A 20,746-nucleotide genomic window follows, 5' to 3' on the forward strand; every position below is an offset into this window, starting at 1 on the left:
GAGCTCCTGGGAGTCGACGGGGGATTTACCTGTTCGAACAGGTAATTACCGAGATCTATTCCGCAGCGGTACGTTGACCCCGTGACCGAGCGCCCAGTTCCCGACGTGACCCAGCCGGCCGGAGCCGCCGACGGGCCCGTGAGCCACGCGATATTCCGGGTCGCCCGGCTCCACAAGCTGCTGGCCGGACAGCTCCTGCGCGAGACGGGGCTCTACCCGAACCAGGAGCAGGTCATGATGCGGCTGTGGGACGCAGGACCGCAGCGCCAGGTCGACCTGATCCGGATGACGGACTCCGACGCCGCCACCATGACCCGCACCGTCCAGCGACTGCAGAAGGCGGGATTCGTCGAGGTGGCTCGCAGCACCCAGGACCGCCGCGTGGTGATGGTCCAGGCCTCCGAGTCGAGCCACGAGCTGCGTCCGAAGGTGGAGCGCATGTGGAAGCGTCTGGAGGCCGTCACGGTCGACGGTCTCGCACCCGACGAGCGCGAGGAGATCCTTCGGGGTCTCGAGGCGTTGGAGGACAACCTGCTCCGCGCCGCCGATCTGCCCGATCTGCCGTCCTGAGCCGGATCCGCCGCGCCCCTGCCGTGACGGCCCAAGAAGTGCGAGGATCGGGTCATCACCTCACCGCACCAGGAGGAGCCGTGTCCACACATCAGGACGGCATCGTGCCGTCGGTCGCCCCGTCCGGAGAGGGATGTGTCGAGTGCGGATCCCTGGGTGGCTGGTGGTTCCACCTGCGACGGTGCGCGGAGTGCGGTCACGTCGGCTGCTGCGACAGCTCGCCCGGACAGCACGCCTCGGCCCACTACCGGGAGACCGGCCACCCCGTGATGCAGTCGTTCGAGCCGGGGGAGAGCTGGTTCTGGGACTTCCGCACGGAGGACGTGTTCACCGGTGTGGAGCTCGCCGCACCGACCAGCCATCCCGTCGACCAGCCCGTTCCGGGACCGGCCGGGTCCGTGCCGCCGGACTGGCAGTCGCAGCTGCACTGACCAGGCGATGACACCTGACGACGTGCACCCCGCGGACAGCCACGACCTGATCCGGGTCGTGGGTGCTCGGGAGAACAACCTCAAGGACGTCAGCGTCGTCCTTCCCAAGCGCCGGCTGACGGCGTTCACGGGCGTCTCCGGCTCGGGCAAGAGCTCGCTCGTCTTCGCCACGATCGCGGCGGAGTCCCAGCGGATGATCAACGAGACGTACAGCTCGTTCGTGCAGGGGTTCATGCCCAGGATGGCCCGGCCGGACGTCGACGTCCTCGACGGGCTCACCACCGCGATCATCGTCGACCAGGAGCGGATGGGCTCGGACCCCCGCTCGACCGTCGGCACCGCGACCGACGTCAACGCGATGCTCCGACGACTCTTCAGCCGGCTGGGGGAGCCGCACATCGGAGGGCCGCAGGCGTTCTCCTTCAACGTCGCGTCGGTCTCGGGTGCCGGTGCCGTCACGTTCGAGAAGGGCGGCCGGGAGACCAAGGAACGGCGCAGCTTCAGCGTCACCGGCGGCATGTGCCCGCGGTGCGAGGGGCGCGGGGCGGTCAATGACTTCGACCTGACGGCGCTGTACGACGAGAGCAAGTCGATCAACGAGGGTGCGTTGACCATCCCGGGATGGAGCATGGACGGGTGGCAGGGGCGGATCCTGCGCGGCGTCGGTCTGTTCGACTGCGACAAGCCGATCGCGGACTTCACCGCGAAGGAGCTGGATGCCCTGCTGCACCAGGAGCCGACGAAGTTCAAGATCGAGGGCATCAACCTCACCTTCATGGGCATCATCCCGCAGATCCAGAAGTCCTTCCTCGCCAAGGACGTCGACGCGATGCAGCCGCACATCCGCGCCTTCGTCGAGCGGGCGATCACGTTCACGACCTGCCCCGAGTGCGACGGGACCCGGTTGAGCGCACTGGCCCGGTCCTCGCGGATCGCGGGCCGGAACATCGCCGATCTGTGCGCGCTGCAGATCAGCGACCTGGCCGTCTGGGTCCGTGACCTGGACGAGCCGTCGGTGGCGCCGCTGCTCACGGCGCTGTCCGAGACGCTCGACTCGTTCGTCGAGATCGGACTCGGCTACCTGTCCCTCGAACGCCCCTCGGGCACGCTGTCCGGGGGTGAGGCGCAGCGCACCAAGATGATCCGGCACCTCGGCTCGGCGCTGACCGACGTCACGTACGTCTTCGACGAGCCGACGATCGGCCTGCACCCGCACGACATCCAGCGGATGAACGACCTGCTGCTGCAGCTGCGCGACAAGGGCAACACGGTCCTGGTCGTCGAGCACAAGCCCGAGACGATCGCGATCGCCGACCACGTCGTCGACCTGGGTCCCGGGGCGGGCCATGCCGGCGGGGAGATCGTGTTCGAGGGCACGGTCGACGACCTGCGGGGGAGCGACACCCTCACTGGCAGGCACCTCGACGACCGCGCGACCCTGAAGCCTTCCGTGCGCACGGCGTCCGGGTCGCTGGAGGTCCGCGGCGCCAGCACGCACAACCTCCGGGACGTCGACGTCGACATCCCGCTCGGCGTCCTGACGGTCGTGACCGGTGTCGCCGGCTCCGGCAAGAGCTCGCTGATCCACGGGTCCGTCGCGGGCCGGGAGGGCGTCGTGACGGTCGACCAGAGCGGCATCAAGGGCTCGCGACGCAGCAACCCCGCCACCTACACGGGCCTGCTCGAGCCCATCCGCAAGGCGTTCGCGAAGGCGAACGGGGTCAAGCCCGCCCTGTTCAGCGCCAACTCCGAGGGCGCCTGCCCCACGTGCAAGGGCGCCGGCGTCATCTACTCCGACCTCGGCGTCATGGCGGGCGTCTCGACGCCCTGCGAGGACTGCGAGGGCAGGCGGTTCCAGCCAGCCGTGCTCGACTACACCCTCGGTGGCCGGAACATCAGCGAGGTGCTGGAGATGCCGGTCTCCGAAGCCGCCGACTTCTTCGGCCCGGACCAGGTGAAGCTCCCCGCTGCGCACAAGATCCTGCTGCGCCTGGTCGACGTCGGTCTCGGGTACGTGAGCCTCGGTCAGCCGCTCACGACGCTGTCGGGAGGCGAGCGCCAACGGCTCAAGCTCGCGACGCACATGGGCGCCGAGGGAGGTGTGTACGTCCTCGACGAGCCGACGACCGGCTTGCACCTGGCCGACGTGGACAACTTGCTGGGGCTGCTCGACCGGCTGGTGGACGCGGGCCAGTCGGTGATCGTCATCGAGCACCACCAGGCCGTCATGGCGCACGCCGACTGGATCATCGACATCGGTCCCGGCGCGGGTCACGACGGTGGCACGGTCGTCTTCGAGGGCACCCCGGCCGATCTCGTCGCCGACCGGTCGACGCTCACCGGTCAGCATCTTGCGGCCTACGTCCGGGAGCCGGCCCGCGCGTAGCGATCGGCGAGGGTCGCGAAGGCGGCGGCGAGCTCGGGAGGTCCGACCACCTCGATCTCCGCGTCGTAGCGGCCCAGCATCGCTGCGAGCCCCACCCACGACCAGGCGCCCTGGACGAGGCGGCAGCGATCCGGTCCCCACGGCTCCACGACGCCGTCATGGGCGTACGCCGACACGGTCGCGGCGGGCAGGTCGATGATGACCTCGCCCCGGCACGGCCAGTCGGTGGTCGTGCCGTCGGATCCGCGGAACCGACCGTTGACGAAGGCGGCCAGGTCGCCGCCGGGCACCTCGCGCGGCTCGAACCGCGGACCGTTCGGCGTCCGCGGGGAGATGCGGTCGACACGGTACGTCCGCCAGTCCTCGCGCTCGAGGTCCCAGCCCACCAGGTACCACCGGCCGCTGCGGGCGACCAGGTGAAGGGGCTCGGCCCGTCGAGGTCCGCGGCCCTGGGCGCCGGACGGCGAGGCGTAGTCGAACCGGAGCACCTCCCGCCTGCGGATCGCGGTGCTCAGCTCGGCCAGCAGGCCGGTGTCGACGGGGGGCGTCGTCGACCCGCCGACGGCGGTGACCTCGACGGCGTCGATGCGATGGCGCAGGCGCGCCGGCATGACCTGCCGGACCGTGGTGAGGGCGCGGGTGGCGGCCTCCTCGATGCCCGCCCCGGAGGTCGTGGCCAGCTGCAGGGCGACCGCGAGGGCGACGGCCTGGTCGTCGTCGAACAGCAGCGGCGGCAGCTCGGTGCCGGCATCCAGCCGGTAGCCGCCGTCAGGTCCCTTGAAGGCCGCGACCGGATAGCCGAGCTCGCGCAGCCTGTCGACGTCTCGCCGGACGGTGCGAGGACTCACGTCGAGCCGTTCGGCGAGCAGCGCACCGGGCCAGTCGCGGCGTGCCTGCAGCAGGGACAGCAGCGACAGCAGCCGGGAAGAGGTCGTCGTCATCCGTCCAGTGTGACCGTAGAAGCGGACACATCCTGTCCTGTTCTGCTGCGAGGCTGCGGGAACCAACCACACAGAACCTGGAGAATCGCATGTTCGACGTCATCCCCGAGATCAACTGGCTCGCCGTCCTGCTGTCCACCCTCGCCCTCGCTGTGCTCGGCGGGCTCTACTTCGGCGCCCTCGTGCCCAAGCAGTACGTCGCCGTGCTGGGACGCCAGGACCTGCCCGCCCCTGAGCCAGATGCCCTGACGTACGGGGGGCCCGTCGCCTGCATGCTGGTGGTCGTGCTCACCGACGCGGTGCTCATGGCCGCCCTCGACGTGCAGACGATGGGCGACGCCCTCACGTTCGGAGCGCTCGTGGGGGTGGGCTACCTGGTCTCGATGACGTTCAACATCGCCATCAACCCCAGCTTCCCGCGTCCCCTCGCGTACGGGCTGCTGAACACCCCGTACTTCCTCGGTGGAAGCCTCGTCGCCTGCGCGATCCTGCAGCTGATGGGGTGACGGTCACTCGGTGATGCGGTGGGCTCCCGCGTACGCGTTGAAGGCGCCACCTCGACTGAACCCGACGAGCGTCATGCCGGCGACCTCGGCGTGCTCGACGGCGAGCGAGGACGGCGCCGACACCGCGGCGAGGACGGGGATGCCGGCCATGTGGGCCTTCTGCACGAGCTCGAACGAGGCCCGGCCGGAGACCTGCAGGGTCGTTCCTGCCAAGGGCAGGCGTCCCTCGCGCAGGGCCCACCCCACGACCTTGTCGACCGCGTTGTGCCGACCGACGTCCTCGCGCAAGCACAGCAGCTTGCCCGCGGCGTCGAACAGCCCTGCGGCGTGGACGCCGCCGGTGCGGTCGAACACCTTTTGGTGCTCTCGCAGGCGGTCCGGAAGTGAGCCGATGAGGGTGGCGGACCACGTGCGATCGTCGTTCGAGTGGCCGAAGTGGGCGGCCTTCTCGACCGCCTCGATGGACGCCGTGCCACAGATGCCGCACGAGCTCGACGTGTAGACGTGGCGCTCGAGCGACAGGTCCGGCGGGGCGGTCTCGGGGCTCAGCTGGGCGTCCACGACGTTGAACGTCTGCAGGCCGTTCTCGTCGGTGCCGGCGCAGAACCGGAGCGACACGAGCTGCTCGGCGGACCAGATGACGCCTTCGGAGACCAGGAAGCCCGCGACGAGGTCGAAGTCGTCGCCGGGCGAGCGCATCGTCACGGAGAACGATCGTCCGTTGACGCGGATCTCGAGCGGCTCCTCGACGGCGAGCGTGTCCTCGCGCTCGACCGTCGTCCCCGCGGGGTCGAAGCGGGTGACGCGCGTGCGACGGGTGAGACGACCGGCCATGCGTGAACTGTACGTCGACCGGCCTGATCAGCGCTCGTCGAGCGCGGCCGCGCAGCCGGTGGGGACGGCTGACGGCGGGTGGGGGACAGCTCTCGTGAGTCGACGTGGCTGTGCCTGCGCGCACGTCACGAGAGCATGCGTAGCGGGATCTCGATCTCGACCGCGCGGTCCGTGCCGTCGCGCTCGACTCGGAAGGCGTGTCGTCCGGTGCGTTCGGCCACCGCCTCGACGAGCTTGCCGTCCCGAAACAGGAGGCCGGCATAGTCGTCGACTGCGTACCCGGCACCGAGCGTCCCGTCGGCCACCCAGTCCATGTACTGTCCGCGCCGGCCTGGCTCGCCGAGGTAGTGGGGGCATGACGTCGCACTGATGAAGCCGAGTCCGTCGGTCAAGGGGGCCAGCGGTCCGAACGAGTCCGTGGAGGAACCCTCGAACCAACAGTTCATGCCCGCGCTGATCCCCGCGAGTATCACCCCTTGTGCCGCGGCCTCCACCAGAAGATCGGGCAGACCGTGCAGGCGCCACACCGCGAGCAGATTCGCGGTCGACCCTCCACCGACATACACGACGTCCTGATCCAGAAGCATCGTCGGATCGCTGTAGCCCCATGGGTCGTGACAGAACAACGAGAGCACCGATGTCTCGGCGCGGCCGGCGAACGAGGTTTCGAACTGCTGGCTGTACGTATCCGCATCACCGCTCGCCGTGGGGACGAAACAGACGCGCGGACGGTTCTTGCCCGTCAGCTCGAGCAGGAAGTCGTCGAGAGCCGAGGTCCCGTCATCCGACATCGAGAAGCCGCCGCCACCGAGCGTGAGGATTGTGCCGAGCATGGGCGGACCCTAGCAGCGAGGCGCCCCGGTCAGCTGCTTGAGCGCTGGCCCGCTCCGCGAGCGCGGTGATCGATCGGGACGAACGGCCGTGCGGTGGTCAGTTCTCGTGAGTCGATCATGTCACGACGGTCGGACACGTGATATTTCCTGTTATATCAACGAAAAAGTCTTGATGAAGTCTTGTGGTCGAACACGTGTTCGAGTAGTCTGGAGACATGAATCCGGAGCCCACGATCGACGCGATGCGCACCGCCGCGCAGGCGCTCTCGTCGGGTGACACCCGCGAGAAGCTCCACGCGGTGCAGGCTGCTCAGGACGCGTTGGACGCGGCGAAGGCGGTGCTGCTGGCCGAGCTCCAGGCCGCAAGGGAGTTCGAGCTGGACGGAGCGTCGACGTTGAACACGTGGGTGCGCAACCAGCTGCGGCTCAACGCCGGCCAGGCGACCCGGCTGGTGCGCAACGTGAACGCGCTCCGGGACCTGCCTTTGGTGGCTGAAGCTGCCACGACGGGTCGGATCAGTGCCGCTCACGTGCAGGTGTTCGTCTACGGACTCGCCCACGTCGGGTTGGAGCCGATGCGGGAGTACGAGGAAGCACTGGTCACGATCGCCTGTGAGCGGGACCCGGACGAGCTGTTCGACGCGGTCAAGCGACTCAAGGACCGCACCCATCCCGAAGACCTGGACGACGCGTGGCGGGGCGGGATGGAGAAGGAGGACTTCGCCGTCGACGCCCTGCCCGAGGGGTGGCACGTCAGCGGATTCCTCAACACGCTGACCGGGCTGAAGCTCAAGAAGGTGCTCGACTCCGTCTCCGCACCCCACGATGCGGAGGACACCCGCACCGGCGCCCAGCGACGGGTGCAGGGCCTGGACGACCTGCTGTCCTCGATCCTCGGAAACGGGCTGCCATCCGACAAGGGCGTGCGCCCGCACATGTCGGTGTTCGTCGACGCTGAGACCGTCGAGGCAGCGGCCGAACGCGTGCGGCAGGACACCGAGCACCCCCACCGGGTGCCGGACCCGATGCCGGTCACCGAGCCGGCCACCCTCGCCGGTCACGGTGCGATCGGCCCCCACTTGTTGATGTTCCTGTTCTGCATGTCCGGGATCACCGGTTTCGTCCGCGACCAGGACCAGGTCCTGAACGTCGGGCGGACCAAGTACGAACCGAACCTCAAGCAGCGCAAAGCAGTCCTGGCCCGACAGAAGGGCATCTGCGCCGCACCCGGCTGCAACCACACCCACCTAGAAGTCCACCACAGCGTCTGGTGGTCCCTCGGTGGCTCAACCGATCTCGACCAGCTCGTCGGGCTGTGCGTCCGCTGCCATCACCTGGTGCACCGCGGGCTGCTGCACATCAGCGGTGACGCGGTCGGCGGGTTCGTGTTTGCGGATCGGTACCAACGACCCATCCGGCGTCGACGACGAACCGGCTACCGCCGAGCCGCCTGACCCACCCGGTCCGGCGGCCCACCGGCACGTCAGTCGTCGTCTGAGGGGGCGGACCCGCGAGCGTCCTCCTTCGGTGCCAGCACGGACACCGAGTCGTCGATCTGCTCGTTGACGTATCGCAGGATCTCGGCGACGGTCGCTGCCACCGGCACCGCGAGGAACGCGCCCGTGACGCCGAACATCGATCCGCCGGCGGTGACGCTCATCAGCACGACGGCAGGGTGCAGGTTCATGTTCTTGCCCTGCAGGACCGGCGACAGCACGTTGCCCTCGAGCTGCTGGACCGCGATCACGATGACCAGCGCGATCAACGCCGCCTTGTAGTCGTTCGTGACGATCGTGACGAGGACCGCCAGGGCGCCGCTGACGAACGCTCCGACGATCGGGATGTAGCCACCGAAGAAGGTGATGACCGCGAGCGGGACCGCCAGCGGGGAGCCGAGGATCCAGAGCCCGCCGCCGATGATGACGGCATCGATGAGGGCGACGATGGTCTGGGTGCGGATGAAGCCGCCGAGGGTCGACCACACGCGTCCGAGGACCTCCGACAGGTGGGCGCCGGAGCGCTGTCCGCCGAGCGCGTTCAGCCACGGCAGGAACTTGTGCCCGTCCTTGACGAAGAAGAACGTCAGCATGAGGACGAGGACGATGTTGACGATGATCGAGGTGGCCGTGCTGATGGTCGAGAAGACGCCGGAGCTGATCGCGGTGGCGCTCGACTGCAGCTTGTCCTGCACCGCCTCGATGGCCCGGGTGATCTGGCCGTCGGACAGGTTGAGCGGCTCCCCGGTGACCCAGTCACGCACCTTCTGCAGGCCGTCGGTCGCATTGGACGCGATCGCGGCTGCCTGGCCCGCGACCTGCGGGGTGAGGATCGCGATGACGCCCACGAGGATGGCGATGAAGCCCACGACGACGACCGCCGCCGCGAGGGCGGACGGCCAGCCCTTGGACCGCAGGAACGACACGGGCGGGGACAGCACCGTGGACACGATGAGGGCCATCGAGACCGGGAACAGCACCATCCAGACGTGGCCGATGCCCCAGCCGATGACGAACGCCGCGGCGGCGATGACGATGACCCGCAGGCCCCAGCGTTGGAGGTTGCCGAACGCCTCGTCGATGACGACGCCGCGGTCCCGGATCCTCTGGTTCTCAGCCACGGATCCACAGTAGTGGTCGCCGCAGCGCCGCGTGATCCGCCTGTGCCCGCTAGCGGTCGGTGAGTCGCCAGTCGACCGGCTCGGCCCCCTGCTCGACGAGGAGCTCGTTGGCCCGGCTGAACGGCCGGGACCCGAAGAACCCCCGCGAGGCCGACAGCGGGCTGGGGTGGGCCGACTCGATCGCCGGCACGTCGCCGAGCATCGGGCGCAGACTCTGGGCGTCGCGGCCCCACAGGATCGCGACGAGCGGCTGCTGCCGTGCGACCAGGGCGCGGATGGCCTGCTCGGTGACGGCCTCCCAGCCCTTGCGGCGGTGGCTGGCGGACTCGCCCGGGCGGACCGTGAGCACGCGGTTGAGCAGCAGGACGCCCTGCCGCGACCACGGCGTCAGGTCGCCCGACGGCGCCGGCGGGATGCCGAGGTCGGCCTCGAGCTCGGTGTAGATGTTGACCAGGCTGCGCGGCAGCGGGCGGACGTCCGGGGCGACCGAGAACGACAGCCCGACCGGGTGGCCCGGCGTGGGGTAGGGGTCCTGCCCGGTGATGAGCACCTTGACGTCCGCCATCGGCTCGGCGAAGGCGCGCAGGACGTGGTCGCCGTGGGGGAGGTACGAGCGTCCGGCCGCGATCTCGTCGCGCAGGAACTGGCCCATCGCGGCGATCCGGTCGGCCACCGGCTCGAGGGCCTCGGCCCAGTCCGGTGCCACCAGCTCGTCGAGGGGGCGGTTCACGTCGGCTCCTTCGCGGGCGCCGCGGCGAGCGCCCGCGGGGCCAGGAGGCCGGCGGCGAGGCAGCCGACGATGGGGAAGGCGAATGCGGTGGTGAGGGACACCCAGTGCGTGAGCAGCCCGATCACCGAGGGACCGGCGAGCAGGCCGAGGTAGCCCATGCTGGTGACGCGGGCGAGGTACGTCCCGGAGGCCGACTCGTCGACATTGCCCGCCGCGGAGAAGAACTGGGGGACGCAACCGGCGAGCCCGATGCCGAAGACAGCCCAGGCCGCGATCGCCAGCTCGGCATTGGGAGCGAGGGCGGCGCCCAGCAGTCCGAGCGCCCCGACGAGGGCGGCCCGTCCGACGTACACCGCGGGCCCCCAGACGGCGACGACCCGGTCGGCGAACAGCCGCACGATCGTCATCGTGATCGAGAACGCGCCGTAGGCGAATGCCGCGACCGTCTCGCTCGAGCCGAGCGAGTCCCGCAGGTGCACGGTGCTCCAGTCGTACGCGACGCCCTCGCCGAGGAGCAGCGCGAACGCGAGCAGGCCGAGCAGGAGCACGCGCCCGGTCCACGGCGCGCGCCCGCGGGGAGGGGCGTCCTCGACGACCGCAGGGGCCGCGACGAGGGACGGCCGCAGGCTCAGCGCGACGACGACGCCGAGGACCGCGGCGACGGTCAGACTCACGCGCACGTCGACGTCCAGGGCGATGAGGCTGCCACCCAGGACCGACGCGACCAGACCACCCATCGAGAACAGGGCGTGGAAGGCCGACATGATCGGCCGCCCGTACGCCCGTTCGACGACGACCGCCTGCGCGTTCTGGGACACGTCCACGATGCCGTTGAAGAAGCCGACGACCGCCAGCGCGAGGACGAGCTGCCGCCCGTCGGTCGCGAGCGCCGGACCGGGGATGGTCGCCGCCAGCCCGACCGCCGAGACCGTCACGACGGGGCGGCTGCCGTAGCGGTCGATCGCCGGGCCGGCCAGCTGCATGCCGACCCACGCCATGGCGCCCAGCACCAGCAGCATCAGGCCCAGATCGGCCTGGTCGACGCCGGTCCGGTCCTTGATCGTGGGGATGTTGACGATCCACATGCCGAGCACGAACCCGTTGAGCCCGAAGACTCCGAAGGTCGCGACGCGGGCTCTGGTGGGGGGCACGGCACGAGCCTATCCGCCTCTCGAGGCCCGAGACGGGCCCCGTAGGATGGTCCGGCTGTGTCAGCAATTGCCGCTTACCGCGCACTCCTGCGGATCGTCGGGCCCGCCTACATCCTCGTAGCCTTCCTCGGGCGAATTCCGCTTGCCATGAGCCAGCTCGGAGTCCTCGTCCTGGTGAGCGAGGCGACCGACAGCTACGGCGTCGGAGGGGCGGCGGCCGGCATCCTCGCGGTGGCCAACGCGATCGGCTCACCGATCTTCGGCTCGCTGTCGGACCGCATCGGACAGCGACCCGTCGTGCTGGTGCAGTCGCTGGCGGGAGCGGCCGGCCTGGCCGGCGTCGTCGCGGTGACCGACCCGGACGCACCGCGACTCGTCATCTTCGCGATGGCTGCCGTGACGGGCTTCGCGATCCCGCAGGTGGGGCCGCTGGCGCGCGTCCGCTGGCGCCCGATCACCAAGGACAAGGGCGACCAGCGCCGCCTCGTCGACGCGGCGTTCTCGTACGAGGGTGCTGCGGACGAGGCCTCCTTCGTGCTGGGCCCCGCGATGATCGGCGTGCTCGCGATCGTCGCCGAGCCGTCGGGCGCGCTGCTCGCGGCGGCCGCGTTGCTGGCGATCTTCGGCTCCTGGTTCGCGATCCACCCCACGTCGGCGCTGGTGGCCCGGCGGACCGTCACCGAGGGGGTGAGTCGCGAGCCGCTGTGGACCGGGGTCTTCGTCGTCCTGGTCCTGGCCCAGCTGTGCATCGGCATGATCTTCGGCAGCGTGCAGACCGGCACGACGGTCCTCGCGACGGCCGAGGGTCAGGCCGGCCTGGCCGGACTCATCCACGCGGTCCTCGGCGTCGGCAGCGTCATCGCCGGCCTCGCGATCACCGGGCTGCCCGAGCGGGTGCTGTACGCGACGCGGATGGCCGTCGCCTCGATCGGCCTGCTGGTGCTGACGTCGCCGCTCCTGCTGGTGGACTCGCTCCCGGCCCTCGTCGCGGTCATCGCGCTGATGGGCTTCGCGGTCGCGCCGTACATGATCAGCAACTTCGCTCTCGCGGGCATCCTCGTCCCCGTGAACAAGGTGAGCACCGCGATGACGATGCTGGCCGGTGCGACCGGCATCGGCTACGCCCTCGGCGCGGCCGTCGCCGGACGCCTCGCCGACGTGCACGGCCACACCGCCGCGTTCGCGGTCACCGTCGCAGCGGCAGGACTGGCCGTCGTCATCGCCCTGGCATCCAACCGGGCCCTGCGGTCGGCCGTCCCGGTCGACCAGGGCTACTGACCCCGGCCGCGGTTTCCCAGGAGAACCCCGGAACCTGTCACCTGGCACAGGGTGCTCCAGGGGTGAGGCGTCCGATTCGGAGGTTCTCCTGGGAAACTGCAGCGGGGGAGAGGTCAGAGGTCGGCGAGCGGGGTGACGTCGAGGCCCAGCGCCTCGCCGACGGGACCGTTGACGAGCTTGCCCGCGTGGGTGCTGAGCCCTCCGGCCAGCGCGGGGTCGTCGGTCACCGCCCGATGCCAGCCCTTGTCGGCCAGGGCGACGGCGTACGGCAGCGTGACGTTCGTCAGGGCGTACGTCGAGGTGCGCGGCACGGCGCCGGGCATGTTCGCGACGCAGTAGAAGATCGAGTCGTGGACCATGAAGGTCGGGTCGTCGTGGGTCGTGGGGCGGGAGCTCTCGAAGCAGCCGCCCTGGTCGATCGCGATGTCGACGAGCACCGAACCCGGACGCATCGTGGCGACGAGGTCGTCCGTGACGAGCTTGGGCGCCTTGGCGCCGGGCACCAGCACGGCGCCGATCACGAGATCGGCCTGCTGGACGGCCTTCTCGATCGCGAACGCGTTGGAGGCGACCGTGGTGATCATGCCGGTGAAGCGGGCATCGACCTGACGCAGCTTCGACACGTCCAGGTCGAGGATCTCGACCCGGGCGCCCATCCCGCGGGCGACCTCGGCGGCGTTGACGCCCGAGACGCCGGCGCCGATCACCACGACGTCGGCCGGGTAGACGCCCGGCACGCCGCCCGGCAGCACCCCGCGTCCGCCGTTGCTGGCCATGAGGTGCTGGAAGCCGACCTGGGGCGCGAGCCGCCCGGCGACCTCGGACATCGGCGCGAGCAGGGGCAGCGAGCGGTCGGGCAGCTGGACGGTCTCGTACGCGATCGAGGTCGTCCCCGAGGCGAGCAGCGCGTCGGTGCACTCACGGCTGGCGGCGAGGTGCAGGTACGTGAAGAGGGTCTGGCCCGCCCGCAGCCGGCCGTACTCCTCGGCGACCGGCTCCTTGACCTTCAGCACGAGCTCGGCCGCGGACCACACGTCGTCCGCGCTGTCGAAGATCTTGGCCCCGGCGGCGACGTACTCGTCGTCGGTGATGGACGAGCCCAGGCCGGCGCCCTGCTCGATGACGACGTCGTGGCCGCGACGGACCAGCTCGTGCACGCCGGCAGGCGTGATGGCGACGCGGTACTCGTGGTTCTTGACCTCGCGGGGGACACCGACCAGCATGACTGCTCCTTCGACGGGATTTCTCCCATCGTGAAGGTTGTGCGGAACCGATGGCAAGGGTGAGAATAAGATTCTGTCAAGGACGCTCAATCGGCGTCATCTGCAGCACCCGGCGTGTGAGGAGCCTCCGTGGCGAAGGATGTTCGTGAGCTGGACGACATCGACGCGCGCATCGTCGCGGCCCTGCGCAGCCAGGGCCGGCTGCCGAACAACGCGCTGGCCGACAAGGTCGGCATCGCGGCCTCCACCTGCCTCACCAGGCTGCGCAGCCTCGTCGACCGCGGGGTCATCGCGGGCTTCCATGCCGAGGTCGATCCCGCGTGGCTCGGTCGCCCGATCCAGGCGATGATCGCGGTGCGCCTGCGCAGCGACGCCCGCGGCTCGATCACGGAGTTCTCCGACCGCCTCGCGGGCATGACGGAGGTGCTCAACGTCTACTTCCTCGCCGGGGCCGACGACTTCCACGTCCACGTCGCGGCCCGCGACCCCGAGGACCTGCGGTCGTTCGTCGTCGACCACCTGAGCTCGGCCCCGGAGGTGGCCCTGACGGAGACCAACCTGATCTTCGAGCACAAGCGGGGCCGGCTGGCCGAATGAGCCCGGCTCAGTCCTCGAGGTCCTCGAGCCGGATGTCCTTGAACCACGAGTCCGTCGCGTAGTCGGGCGTCCAGCCGAGAGCGAGATAGAGCTGGTCGGCCTTGGTCGGCGAGTCCGCGTCCACCTCGAGCCCGACGCGGTCACGACCCCGCTGGGCGGCGTCCGCGATGGCCACGGCGAGCAGCGACTTGGCGACGCCGCGGCCGCGGGCGGCACGGTTGACGCCGATGTACTCCACGTACGTGCCCTCGGCGCCGCCCTCCTTCGCGGTCAGCACCGAGCAGACGACCGTGCCGGCCGCGACCGGCTCGCCGCCGTCCTCGGGATCGACGTACGCCAGCCACCAGTGGTCCCAGCTGTGTCCCGGGTCCTCACGGAGCCGCTGGACGAACTCGGGGAAGCTCTCGCGGTACGAGTTGAAGTGGTCCTCGAACGACTCCTCGAGCATCCGGTGGACGACCTGGAGGTCGGCCGCGACGGGGAGGCCGTTCTCGTGCCGCTCGACCGGGCGCACCGTCACGCCGGCGCGGGGCTCGAGGGAGGCGTCCTCGGGGGTCACCGGGCGCTCCATGTGCAGCCACGTGCGTCGCTTCGCGTACCCCGCGTCGCGGAGCCAGCCGGCCTGGCGGCTGTCGTCCGCGAACGGGCTCTCGTCGAGACGGGTCTCCTGGACGCCGCGCAGACGTGCCATCGAGATCGCCGCCGACTCGGCCCAGTCGTAGAACGCGGCCGCGATCTCGTCGATCTCGGGGACGTCGCGGTCGAAGTAGCCCCAGACGAGGGCTCGTCCCGCGGCCCGGTCGTGCACCGTGATCCAGGCGCGCGGAACGTCGTCGTCGCCGACCGCGACGACCTGGCGCCTCGTCCAGGACGCCTGCCCCGCGACCTCGGACTCGATGCCGGCCGGATCCACGTGTGCCTCACCCGTGCCCTGCAGCTCGTCGAGACGGCGCAGCTCGACGAGCGCGTCGATGTCGGCGTAGCCGGGGACGCGAGCACGCCAGGGTCCGGGAAGGGTGGGCAGGTCCTGGAGGGAGTCGCTCGTGGTGTCAGTCATCGCCACCATTGTCGCCGATCCCCGGTTCGGCCCGGGTCAGCGGTCGAGTCGAGCGGACAGTCGGTCGCGTGCGGCGGGCCACTCGTCGTCCGTCATCGAGAACAGGACGGTGTCTCGCCACGTGCCGTCGCGGCGGATGCGGTGCTTGCGCAGGACGCCCTCGCGCTGCGCCCCGAGCCGGGCGATCGCGTCCTGGGAGCGCTGGTTGAAGATGTCGGTGTGCCACACGACGCGGACGCAGCCGAGGTCCTCGAACGCGCGCTGCAGCAGCAGGAGCTTGGCCTCGGAGTTGATCCCGGAGCGCCAGTGCGCCGAGCCCAGCCACGTGTAGCCGATCGCGACGGTGCGCAGGGTCTCGTCGACGTCGTAGTACGTCGTCAGGCCCGCCACGCGCCCCGTGGCCGTGTCGACCTGCGCCCACGCGACCAGCGCCGGGTCGGTCAGGTAGCGGTCCACGAGCTCGCGGGCCTCCGACGGGTCGTGGGGCCGGTCGAACGACAGCCATCGGAAGACGTCGTCCGTGTCGGCTGCCGCGAGCACCCCCTCGGCGTGCTCGGGAGTCAGCGGTTCGAGGCGGACGTGTCGGCCGGTCAGGGGCGCGGGGTGGCGGAAGTCTGGCATGCGGATCAGCGGGGGTAGAGGACTCGGAAGCGTTCGAGGACGACCGGCATCGCCGGGTCGAAGCCGCGGTCGTGGCTCGCGTGCTCGGTGAAGAACCGCTCGTGCACCTCGCGCCAGTGCTCCAGGGATCGATCGCCCTCGCCCTCGAGGTGGGCGTGCTCGGCGCCGACGTCGTCGAACGGCACGACGTCGACCCGCATCACCTCGATCAGCGCGCGGGGGTGCTGCGCGCCGTCGAGGACGATCGCGAGGTCACCGACCCGGGGCAGCCGCTCGTCCTCGTGCTCGTAGTCCCACGCGGCGCCGGCCGTGGCGGTCTTGGTGCCGTCGAGCACGAGCGCGACGAGCTCGTCGGCCTGCTCGGGCGTCGCGCCGAAGGCCCACGCCGGCGGGATCAGCGCCTCGCCGGAGAACGTGCCCAGGTAGCCGGGCACGGGGTTGGTGCGGGTCTGGTGGCGGGCCACGGACCAGAAGGCGTCGAGCTCCTCGGCAGTCATCCCGCGAGCCTAGTCGCGACCGGCGGGGGCTAGCGGGAGAGCCGGTCGAGGAACGCGATGAGCAGCGCCTCGCGCAGCGCGGGCGGGGCGACGTCGAGCAGGGCGTTGACCGGCGCCATCTGCGTCGGCACGCCCACCTCGCCCGTGCCCGACCCGAGCCCGGCCAGCGCCAGGAGCCCGTCGAACGCGTCGTCGTCCAGAGCGGCAGGATCGATCGAGGCCGCCGCCTCGCGCAGACCCTCGTCGACCGCGACGGGGCCCGCGGCGACGGCGGCGTCCACCGACTCGGCGAGTGCGGTGAGGAACTCGGGCACGGCCGGCGCGGTCGCGGCGCTGACCGTCAGGTGCAGGGACGCCGGCATGTCGCGGAAGGACATCTGCGGCTGGACGAACCAGCCGCGCGCCAGCATCTCGTCGCTGATCGTGAAGACGTCGCAGCTGCCGTCGGTCTCCAACGTCACGAGGGACGCGTCGGGACGCGTCACGAGCCGGACGTGCTGCTGTTCCGCGATCCCGGACGCGAGCGCGGCGGTGCCGTCGAGGGTCGTGCGGACGAGGTCGAGATAGCCGTCGTCGCCGATCAGGTGCACGACCGCCCAGGCGGCCGCGAGGGGTCCACCGGACTTCGTCGACTGCATCGTGGCGTTGAGCATCGTGTAGCCGGGCCAGTCGGCGCTGGCGAAGAACTGCGGGCGCCTCAGCCCGGGTGTCGCGTGCAGGAGCAGCGAGACGCCCTTCGGCGTGTACGCGTACTTGTGGAGGTCCGCCGACAGGCTCGTGACGCCGGGCACCCGGAAGTCCCACGGCGCGACGTCGTGCCCGAGCCGCTCGGCCCAGGGCAGCACCCAGCCGCCGATGCAGGCGTCGACGTGGAGCCGGAGGCCGCGGGCGGAGGTCTCGGCGGCGATCGCCTCGATCGGGTCGACGACCCCGTGCGCGTACGACGGCGCCGACGCGGCGACGAGCACGACCCGCTCGCCGTACGTGTCCATCGCCGCGGCCATCGCGACCGGGTCGGCTCGCCTGGTCACCGGGTCCACGTCGACCGCGACGCGCTCGACGCCGAAGTAGTGCGCTGCCTTGGCGAACGCGGCATGGATCGTGGTCGGCACGATCATCACGGGCGCGGCGACCGGATGGGCGTCCCGCGCGGTCTGCACGGCCAGGAGGATCGACTCGGTGCCGCCGGACGTCACGGTCCCCACGGTGTCGGCCGTCCCGTGGAACAGCGGCCGGGCGAACGCGACGAGCTCCTTCTCCATCGCCAGCAGGCTCGGGAAGGCGGTGGGGTCGAGCCCGTTGGTCGAGGCGTACATCGCCAGCGCGTGCTTGCCGAGCTCGTCGGCGTCGGCCAGGCCCGAGTCGTAGACGTACGCAAGGGTGCGTCCGCCGTGGGTGGGCAGGTCGTGGGCGCGCAGCTGCTCGAGCCGGCGCAGGAGGTCGTCAGTCGACACGGTCGCCTTCCGGGAGGGTGGTGCGGGTGGAGTCGAGTGAGTACCGCCGCAGGAACAGCATGCTGAGCGCGATCAGGGCGGCCGGGACCAGGGAGAAGCCGATCGCGATCGCGGTGAGGGCGCTGTCGGGCTGGTCGGCGGCGTGGTCGGTCGAGGAGACGTAGCCGCCGATCGCGAGGATCAGCGCGAACAGGCCCGGCCCGATCGCGAGGCCCAGGGTCTCGCCGGCGGTCCAGACCCCCGTGAAGACCCCGATCCGGTTCTCGCCGGAGGTGCGGGCGTCGTGCGCCGCCACGTCCGGCAGCATGGCCATGGGGAAGACCTGGGCCCCCGCGTACCCGGTCCCGACGACGGCCGCGGCCAGGTAGACCACGAGCTCCTGGTCCTGGCGGGCCAGGATCAGCAGCACCGACCCGATGACCAGGAACGTCGACGAGATCAGGTAGCCGGACCGCTTGCCGCGCCGCTGGGCGTACCGCTCCCAGAGCGGCGTCACGAGCAGGGCGGGGGCGACGAACGCGGCGAACAGGATCGTGGACGCCGCGCTCGAGTCGAGCAGGTCGTCCGCGACGTACGCCACGCCGGCGAGCATCGCGCCGACCCCCACGGCCTGCAGGACGAACGTCGTCAGCAGCACCCGGAAGTCGTGGGAGGCGCCGACGAGCCGCAGCTGGTCGCGCAGCGAGCCGCCCGCGGTCTCGACCCGGTGCTCGGGCGCGTCCCGCGTGCCCCGCCACGCGCCGACCACGCCGACGACGAGGATCAGCGCGACGTACGCCCCCATGAACCGGTAGCCCTTCGCCGTCTCATCACCGCCGAACGCGTTCACGACCATCGGGGCGGTGGCCCCCGACAGCAGGATCGCGAGGGCCAGGACGACGACCCGCCAGGTCATCAGGCGGGTCCGTTCGGCGTAGTCCAGCGTCATCTCCGCGGGCATCGCGACGTACGGGACCTGGAAGAACGCGTACGCCGTGGCGCAGGCGAGGAACCAGACGACGACCCAGGCGCCGGCCAGGAAGGACGGCTCGGTCGGCCCGGCGAAGAGCAGGGCGAAGCAGACCGCCAGCACCAGTCCGCCCTTGAGCAGGAACGGCCGGCGCCGTCCGCCCGGCCCCGACGACCGGTCGCTGATCCGTCCGGCGACCGGGTTGAGCAGGACGTCCCAGGCCTTGGGGACGAAGACGATGACGCTCGCGACGACGGCGGCGATGCCGAGCGAGTCGGTCAGGTACGGCAGGAGCAGCAGCCCCGGCACGGTGCCGAACGTCCCGGTGGCGACACTGCCCAAGGCATAGCCCCTCCGTACCGCAGGGGCGAGCGGGACGGCCATGACCCATGTCTATCGGACCCGTGGGCCGCCTGTGGGACGATCGCAGGATGAGTGCCACCCTGGTCGCGAAGGCCCTGTCCGGGGGACACGCCCACCGGACCCTCTTCGAGGGGCTCGACCTGACGATCGCCCCCGGTGACGTCGTGGGGCTCGTGGGAGCCAACGGCGCCGGCAAGTCGACCCTGCTGCGGATCCTCGCCGGCGAGACCGCGCCCCTGTCCGGAACGGTCTCCGCAGCCCCGTCGGACGCCTTCGTCGGCTGGCTCCCCCAGGAGCACGAGCGGCGCGACGGCGAGACGATCGCCCAGTACCTCGCCCGTCGCACGGGCGCTGCGGGTGCGGCCGAGGCGATGGAGGCGACCGCCGCGGCCCTGGGCTCCGGCGACGCAGGGGCCGATGACGCGTACGCGGCGGCGCTCGACCGCTGGATGGCGTCCGGCGCACCGGACCTGGAGGACCGGGTGCCGGCCGTCCTCGGCGACCTGCGCCTCGACGTGGCGGGCGACACCCTGATGACCTCGCTGTCGGGTGGCCAGGCCGCCCGCGTGGGCCTGGCCGCGCTGCTGCTCAGCCGGTTCGACGTCGTCCTGCTGGACGAGCCCACCAACGACCTCGACCTGGACGGGCTCGAGCGGCTCGAGCGGCTGGTGACGGGGATGCGGGCGGGCATCGTCGTGGTCTCCCACGACCGAGAGTTCCTCGCGCGGTGCGTGACACGCGTCGTCGAGCTCGACCTCGCCCAGCAGCAGGTGCACGTGCACGACGGGGGCTACGACTCCTTCCTCGCCGAGCGTGCGGTCGCGCGGCGCCACGCCCGCGAGGCGTACGAGCAGTTCGCGGGCACGAAGGCCGATCTGGTCTCGCGGGCGCGCACCCAGCGCGAGTGGAGCTCCCAGGGCGTCCGCAACGCGATGAAGAAGAGCCCCGACAACGACAAGATCCGCCGCCGTGCGCAGAGCGAGTCGTCGGAGAAGCAGGCGCAGAAGGTGCGCCAGATGGAGTCGCGGATCGCCCGCCTCGACGAGGTCGAGGAGCCGCGCAAGGAGTGGGAGCTGCGCTTCGACATCGCTGCGGCGCCGCGATCGAGCGCGGTGGTGGCCACCCTCGACGCCGCCGTCGTCCGGCGCGGGGACTTCCAGCTGGGGCCGGTGTCGGTGCAGGTCGCTGCCGGCGACCGGATCGGCATCACCGGCCCGAACGGTGCCGGCAAGACCACGCTGCTCGAGCTCCTGCTGGGCCACGTGGCGCCCGATGACGGACGCGCCTCGCAGGGCGTGTCGCTCTCGGTCGGCGAGATCGACCAGGCGCGCTCCGTGCTGCCCGACGACCAGACGCTGGGCGACGCGTTCGAGGCGGCGGTCCCGGACCTGTCACCCGCGGAGGCGCGGACCCTCCTGGCCAAGTTCGGCCTCAAGGCCGATCAGGTCGGCAGTCCCGTCGCGCGGCTGTCCCCGGGGGAGCGCACCCGCGCCGCGATGGCGCTGCTGCAGGGTCGGGCCGTCAACGTCCTGGTCCTCGACGAGCCCACCAACCACCTCGACCTGCCCGCGATCGAGCAGCTCGAGCAGGCCCTGGCGGCGTACGACGGCGCCCTGCTGCTCGTCTCCCACGACCGGCGGCTGCTCGACAACGTCAGCCTCGACCAGCGCTGGCACGTCGAGCGCGGCCAGGTCGAGCTGACCTGACG

The 20,746-nt window shown here is 71.0% G+C and carries 20 protein-coding genes; 8 read left to right on the plus strand and 12 right to left on the minus strand.

The window, feature by feature from the left end; translation table 11 throughout:
- The first annotated feature begins 81 nt into the window (after window positions 1–81).
- The 3 genes from C3E78_RS03095 (at window position 82) to C3E78_RS03105 (ending at window position 3,387) form a co-directional block, all read left to right on the plus strand.
- On the plus strand, window positions 82–570 hold the full coding sequence (locus C3E78_RS03095) for a MarR family winged helix-turn-helix transcriptional regulator (RefSeq protein ID WP_199906920.1): 489 nt from the start codon (window positions 82–84) through the stop codon (window positions 568–570).
- A gap of 80 nt (window positions 571–650) precedes the next feature.
- Window positions 651–1,001 (plus strand): UBP-type zinc finger domain-containing protein, encoded by a 351-nt coding sequence (locus C3E78_RS03100; protein WP_108576935.1) that lies wholly within the window; start codon window positions 651–653, stop codon window positions 999–1,001.
- 7 nt (window positions 1,002–1,008) lie between these two features.
- Entirely contained in the window at window positions 1,009–3,387 is a 2,379-nt protein-coding gene (locus C3E78_RS03105) for an ATP-binding cassette domain-containing protein (protein ID WP_108576936.1), read from the plus strand.
- Here C3E78_RS03105 and C3E78_RS03110 read toward each other — a convergent pair.
- Complete coding sequence (locus tag C3E78_RS03110; protein WP_108576937.1) at window positions 3,360–4,328, minus strand: helix-turn-helix transcriptional regulator; 969 nt, start codon at window positions 4,326–4,328, stop codon at window positions 3,360–3,362. The genes C3E78_RS03105 and C3E78_RS03110 overlap by 28 nt on opposite strands.
- Window positions 4,329–4,417: 89 nt before the next feature.
- Here C3E78_RS03110 and C3E78_RS03115 point away from each other — a divergent pair, with 89 nt between their 5' ends.
- Window positions 4,418–4,834, plus strand: a complete 417-nt coding sequence (locus C3E78_RS03115) for a DUF1761 domain-containing protein (protein WP_108576938.1) — start codon at window positions 4,418–4,420, stop codon at window positions 4,832–4,834.
- Window positions 4,835–4,837: 3 nt separating this feature from the next.
- Here C3E78_RS03115 and fdhD read toward each other — a convergent pair whose 3' ends face one another.
- Together fdhD and C3E78_RS03125 are read right to left on the minus strand one after the other, a co-directional pair.
- Window positions 4,838–5,668, minus strand: a complete 831-nt coding sequence (gene fdhD / locus C3E78_RS03120; RefSeq protein WP_108576939.1) for a formate dehydrogenase accessory sulfurtransferase FdhD — start codon at window positions 5,666–5,668, stop codon at window positions 4,838–4,840.
- 125 nt (window positions 5,669–5,793) lie between these two features.
- On the minus strand, window positions 5,794–6,501 hold the full coding sequence (locus C3E78_RS03125) for a Type 1 glutamine amidotransferase-like domain-containing protein (RefSeq protein ID WP_108576940.1): 708 nt from the start codon (window positions 6,499–6,501) through the stop codon (window positions 5,794–5,796).
- A gap of 215 nt (window positions 6,502–6,716) precedes the next feature.
- On the opposite strand from C3E78_RS03125, the gene C3E78_RS03130 reads away from it, so the two are divergent.
- Entirely contained in the window at window positions 6,717–7,955 is a 1,239-nt protein-coding gene (locus C3E78_RS03130; RefSeq protein WP_108576941.1) for an HNH endonuclease, read from the plus strand.
- A 29-nt stretch (window positions 7,956–7,984) separates the two neighbouring features.
- On the opposite strand, the gene C3E78_RS03135 is transcribed toward C3E78_RS03130, so the two are convergent.
- From C3E78_RS03135 to C3E78_RS03145, 3 genes are read right to left on the minus strand one after another with little or no spacing between them, the layout of a single operon-like run.
- Window positions 7,985–9,118 carry an AI-2E family transporter gene (locus C3E78_RS03135; protein WP_108576942.1) on the minus strand — a complete coding sequence of 378 codons (1,134 nt, stop codon included), beginning with the start codon at window positions 9,116–9,118 and terminating at the stop codon, window positions 7,985–7,987.
- Window positions 9,119–9,167: 49 nt separating this feature from the next.
- Window positions 9,168–9,848 (minus strand): uracil-DNA glycosylase, encoded by a 681-nt coding sequence (locus tag C3E78_RS03140; protein WP_108576943.1) that lies wholly within the window; start codon window positions 9,846–9,848, stop codon window positions 9,168–9,170.
- Window positions 9,845–10,999 (minus strand): MFS transporter, encoded by a 1,155-nt coding sequence (locus C3E78_RS03145; protein ID WP_235833822.1) that lies wholly within the window; start codon window positions 10,997–10,999, stop codon window positions 9,845–9,847. Before C3E78_RS03145 ends, C3E78_RS03140 begins: the two co-directional genes overlap by 4 nt.
- A gap of 147 nt (window positions 11,000–11,146) precedes the next feature.
- Between C3E78_RS03145 and C3E78_RS03150 the strand changes: the two genes are divergently transcribed.
- Window positions 11,147–12,277 carry an MFS transporter gene (locus C3E78_RS03150; protein WP_235833821.1) on the plus strand — a complete coding sequence of 377 codons (1,131 nt, stop codon included), beginning with the start codon at window positions 11,147–11,149 and terminating at the stop codon, window positions 12,275–12,277.
- A 113-nt stretch (window positions 12,278–12,390) separates the two neighbouring features.
- Here the strand turns inward: C3E78_RS03150 and ald are convergent, their stop codons facing one another.
- A complete protein-coding gene (gene ald / locus C3E78_RS03155) occupies window positions 12,391–13,500 on the minus strand; it encodes an alanine dehydrogenase (protein WP_108576945.1) in 1,110 nt (369 codons plus the stop codon).
- A 129-nt stretch (window positions 13,501–13,629) separates the two neighbouring features.
- On the opposite strand from ald, the gene C3E78_RS03160 reads away from it, so the two are divergent.
- On the plus strand, window positions 13,630–14,097 hold the full coding sequence (locus C3E78_RS03160; protein ID WP_108576946.1) for an Lrp/AsnC family transcriptional regulator: 468 nt from the start codon (window positions 13,630–13,632) through the stop codon (window positions 14,095–14,097).
- Window positions 14,098–14,104: 7 nt separating this feature from the next.
- Here C3E78_RS03160 and C3E78_RS03165 read toward each other — a convergent pair whose 3' ends face one another.
- From C3E78_RS03165 to C3E78_RS03185, 5 genes are read right to left on the minus strand one after another with little or no spacing between them, the layout of a single operon-like run.
- On the minus strand, window positions 14,105–15,154 hold the full coding sequence (locus tag C3E78_RS03165; protein WP_235833820.1) for a GNAT family N-acetyltransferase: 1,050 nt from the start codon (window positions 15,152–15,154) through the stop codon (window positions 14,105–14,107).
- 36 nt (window positions 15,155–15,190) lie between these two features.
- Entirely contained in the window at window positions 15,191–15,775 is a 585-nt protein-coding gene (locus C3E78_RS03170; protein WP_108576948.1) for a GNAT family N-acetyltransferase, read from the minus strand.
- Between the two features lie 5 nt (window positions 15,776–15,780).
- Complete coding sequence (locus tag C3E78_RS03175) at window positions 15,781–16,272, minus strand: ASCH domain-containing protein (protein WP_108576949.1); 492 nt, start codon at window positions 16,270–16,272, stop codon at window positions 15,781–15,783.
- Window positions 16,273–16,301: 29 nt separating this feature from the next.
- The gene (locus C3E78_RS03180) at window positions 16,302–17,726 is read right to left on the minus strand and encodes a pyridoxal phosphate-dependent decarboxylase family protein (protein ID WP_108576950.1); all 1,425 of its coding nucleotides are present in this window, start codon (window positions 17,724–17,726) and stop codon (window positions 16,302–16,304) included.
- The gene (locus tag C3E78_RS03185) at window positions 17,716–19,059 is read right to left on the minus strand and encodes an MFS transporter (protein WP_108576951.1); all 1,344 of its coding nucleotides are present in this window, start codon (window positions 19,057–19,059) and stop codon (window positions 17,716–17,718) included. Before C3E78_RS03185 ends, C3E78_RS03180 begins: the two co-directional genes overlap by 11 nt.
- Window positions 19,060–19,106: 47 nt before the next feature.
- Here C3E78_RS03185 and C3E78_RS03190 point away from each other — a divergent pair, with 47 nt between their 5' ends.
- Window positions 19,107–20,744, plus strand: coding sequence for an ABC-F family ATP-binding cassette domain-containing protein (locus C3E78_RS03190; RefSeq protein ID WP_108576952.1), 1,638 nt, complete (start codon window positions 19,107–19,109; stop codon window positions 20,742–20,744).
- The last annotated feature ends 2 nt before the right edge of the window (window positions 20,745–20,746 follow it).

Source organism: Aeromicrobium chenweiae (assembly GCF_003065605.1).
In the GTDB taxonomy this organism is placed as follows: domain Bacteria; phylum Actinomycetota; class Actinomycetes; order Propionibacteriales; family Nocardioidaceae; genus Aeromicrobium; species Aeromicrobium chenweiae.

Coding starts and splice junctions, on each gene's coding strand:
- C3E78_RS03150 (WP_235833821.1), top strand. CDS start 11,147: ATGAGCCAGCTCGGAGTCCTCGTCCTGGTGAGCGAGGCGACCGACAGC.
- C3E78_RS03170 (WP_108576948.1), bottom strand. CDS start 15,775: ATGCCAGACTTCCGCCACCCCGCGCCCCTGACCGGCCGACACGTCCGC.
- C3E78_RS03130 (WP_108576941.1), top strand. CDS start 6,717: ATGAATCCGGAGCCCACGATCGACGCGATGCGCACCGCCGCGCAGGCG.
- fdhD (WP_108576939.1), bottom strand. CDS start 5,668: ATGGCCGGTCGTCTCACCCGTCGCACGCGCGTCACCCGCTTCGACCCC.
- C3E78_RS03105 (WP_108576936.1), top strand. CDS start 1,009: ATGACACCTGACGACGTGCACCCCGCGGACAGCCACGACCTGATCCGG.
- C3E78_RS03190 (WP_108576952.1), top strand. CDS start 19,107: ATGAGTGCCACCCTGGTCGCGAAGGCCCTGTCCGGGGGACACGCCCAC.
- C3E78_RS03110 (WP_108576937.1), bottom strand. CDS start 4,328: ATGACGACGACCTCTTCCCGGCTGCTGTCGCTGCTGTCCCTGCTGCAG.
- ald (WP_108576945.1), bottom strand. CDS start 13,500: ATGCTGGTCGGTGTCCCCCGCGAGGTCAAGAACCACGAGTACCGCGTC.
- C3E78_RS03175 (WP_108576949.1), bottom strand. CDS start 16,272: ATGACTGCCGAGGAGCTCGACGCCTTCTGGTCCGTGGCCCGCCACCAG.
- C3E78_RS03185 (WP_108576951.1), bottom strand. CDS start 19,059: ATGGCCGTCCCGCTCGCCCCTGCGGTACGGAGGGGCTATGCCTTGGGC.
- C3E78_RS03125 (WP_108576940.1), bottom strand. CDS start 6,501: ATGCTCGGCACAATCCTCACGCTCGGTGGCGGCGGCTTCTCGATGTCG.
- C3E78_RS03165 (WP_235833820.1), bottom strand. CDS start 15,154: ATGACTGACACCACGAGCGACTCCCTCCAGGACCTGCCCACCCTTCCC.
- C3E78_RS03115 (WP_108576938.1), top strand. CDS start 4,418: ATGTTCGACGTCATCCCCGAGATCAACTGGCTCGCCGTCCTGCTGTCC.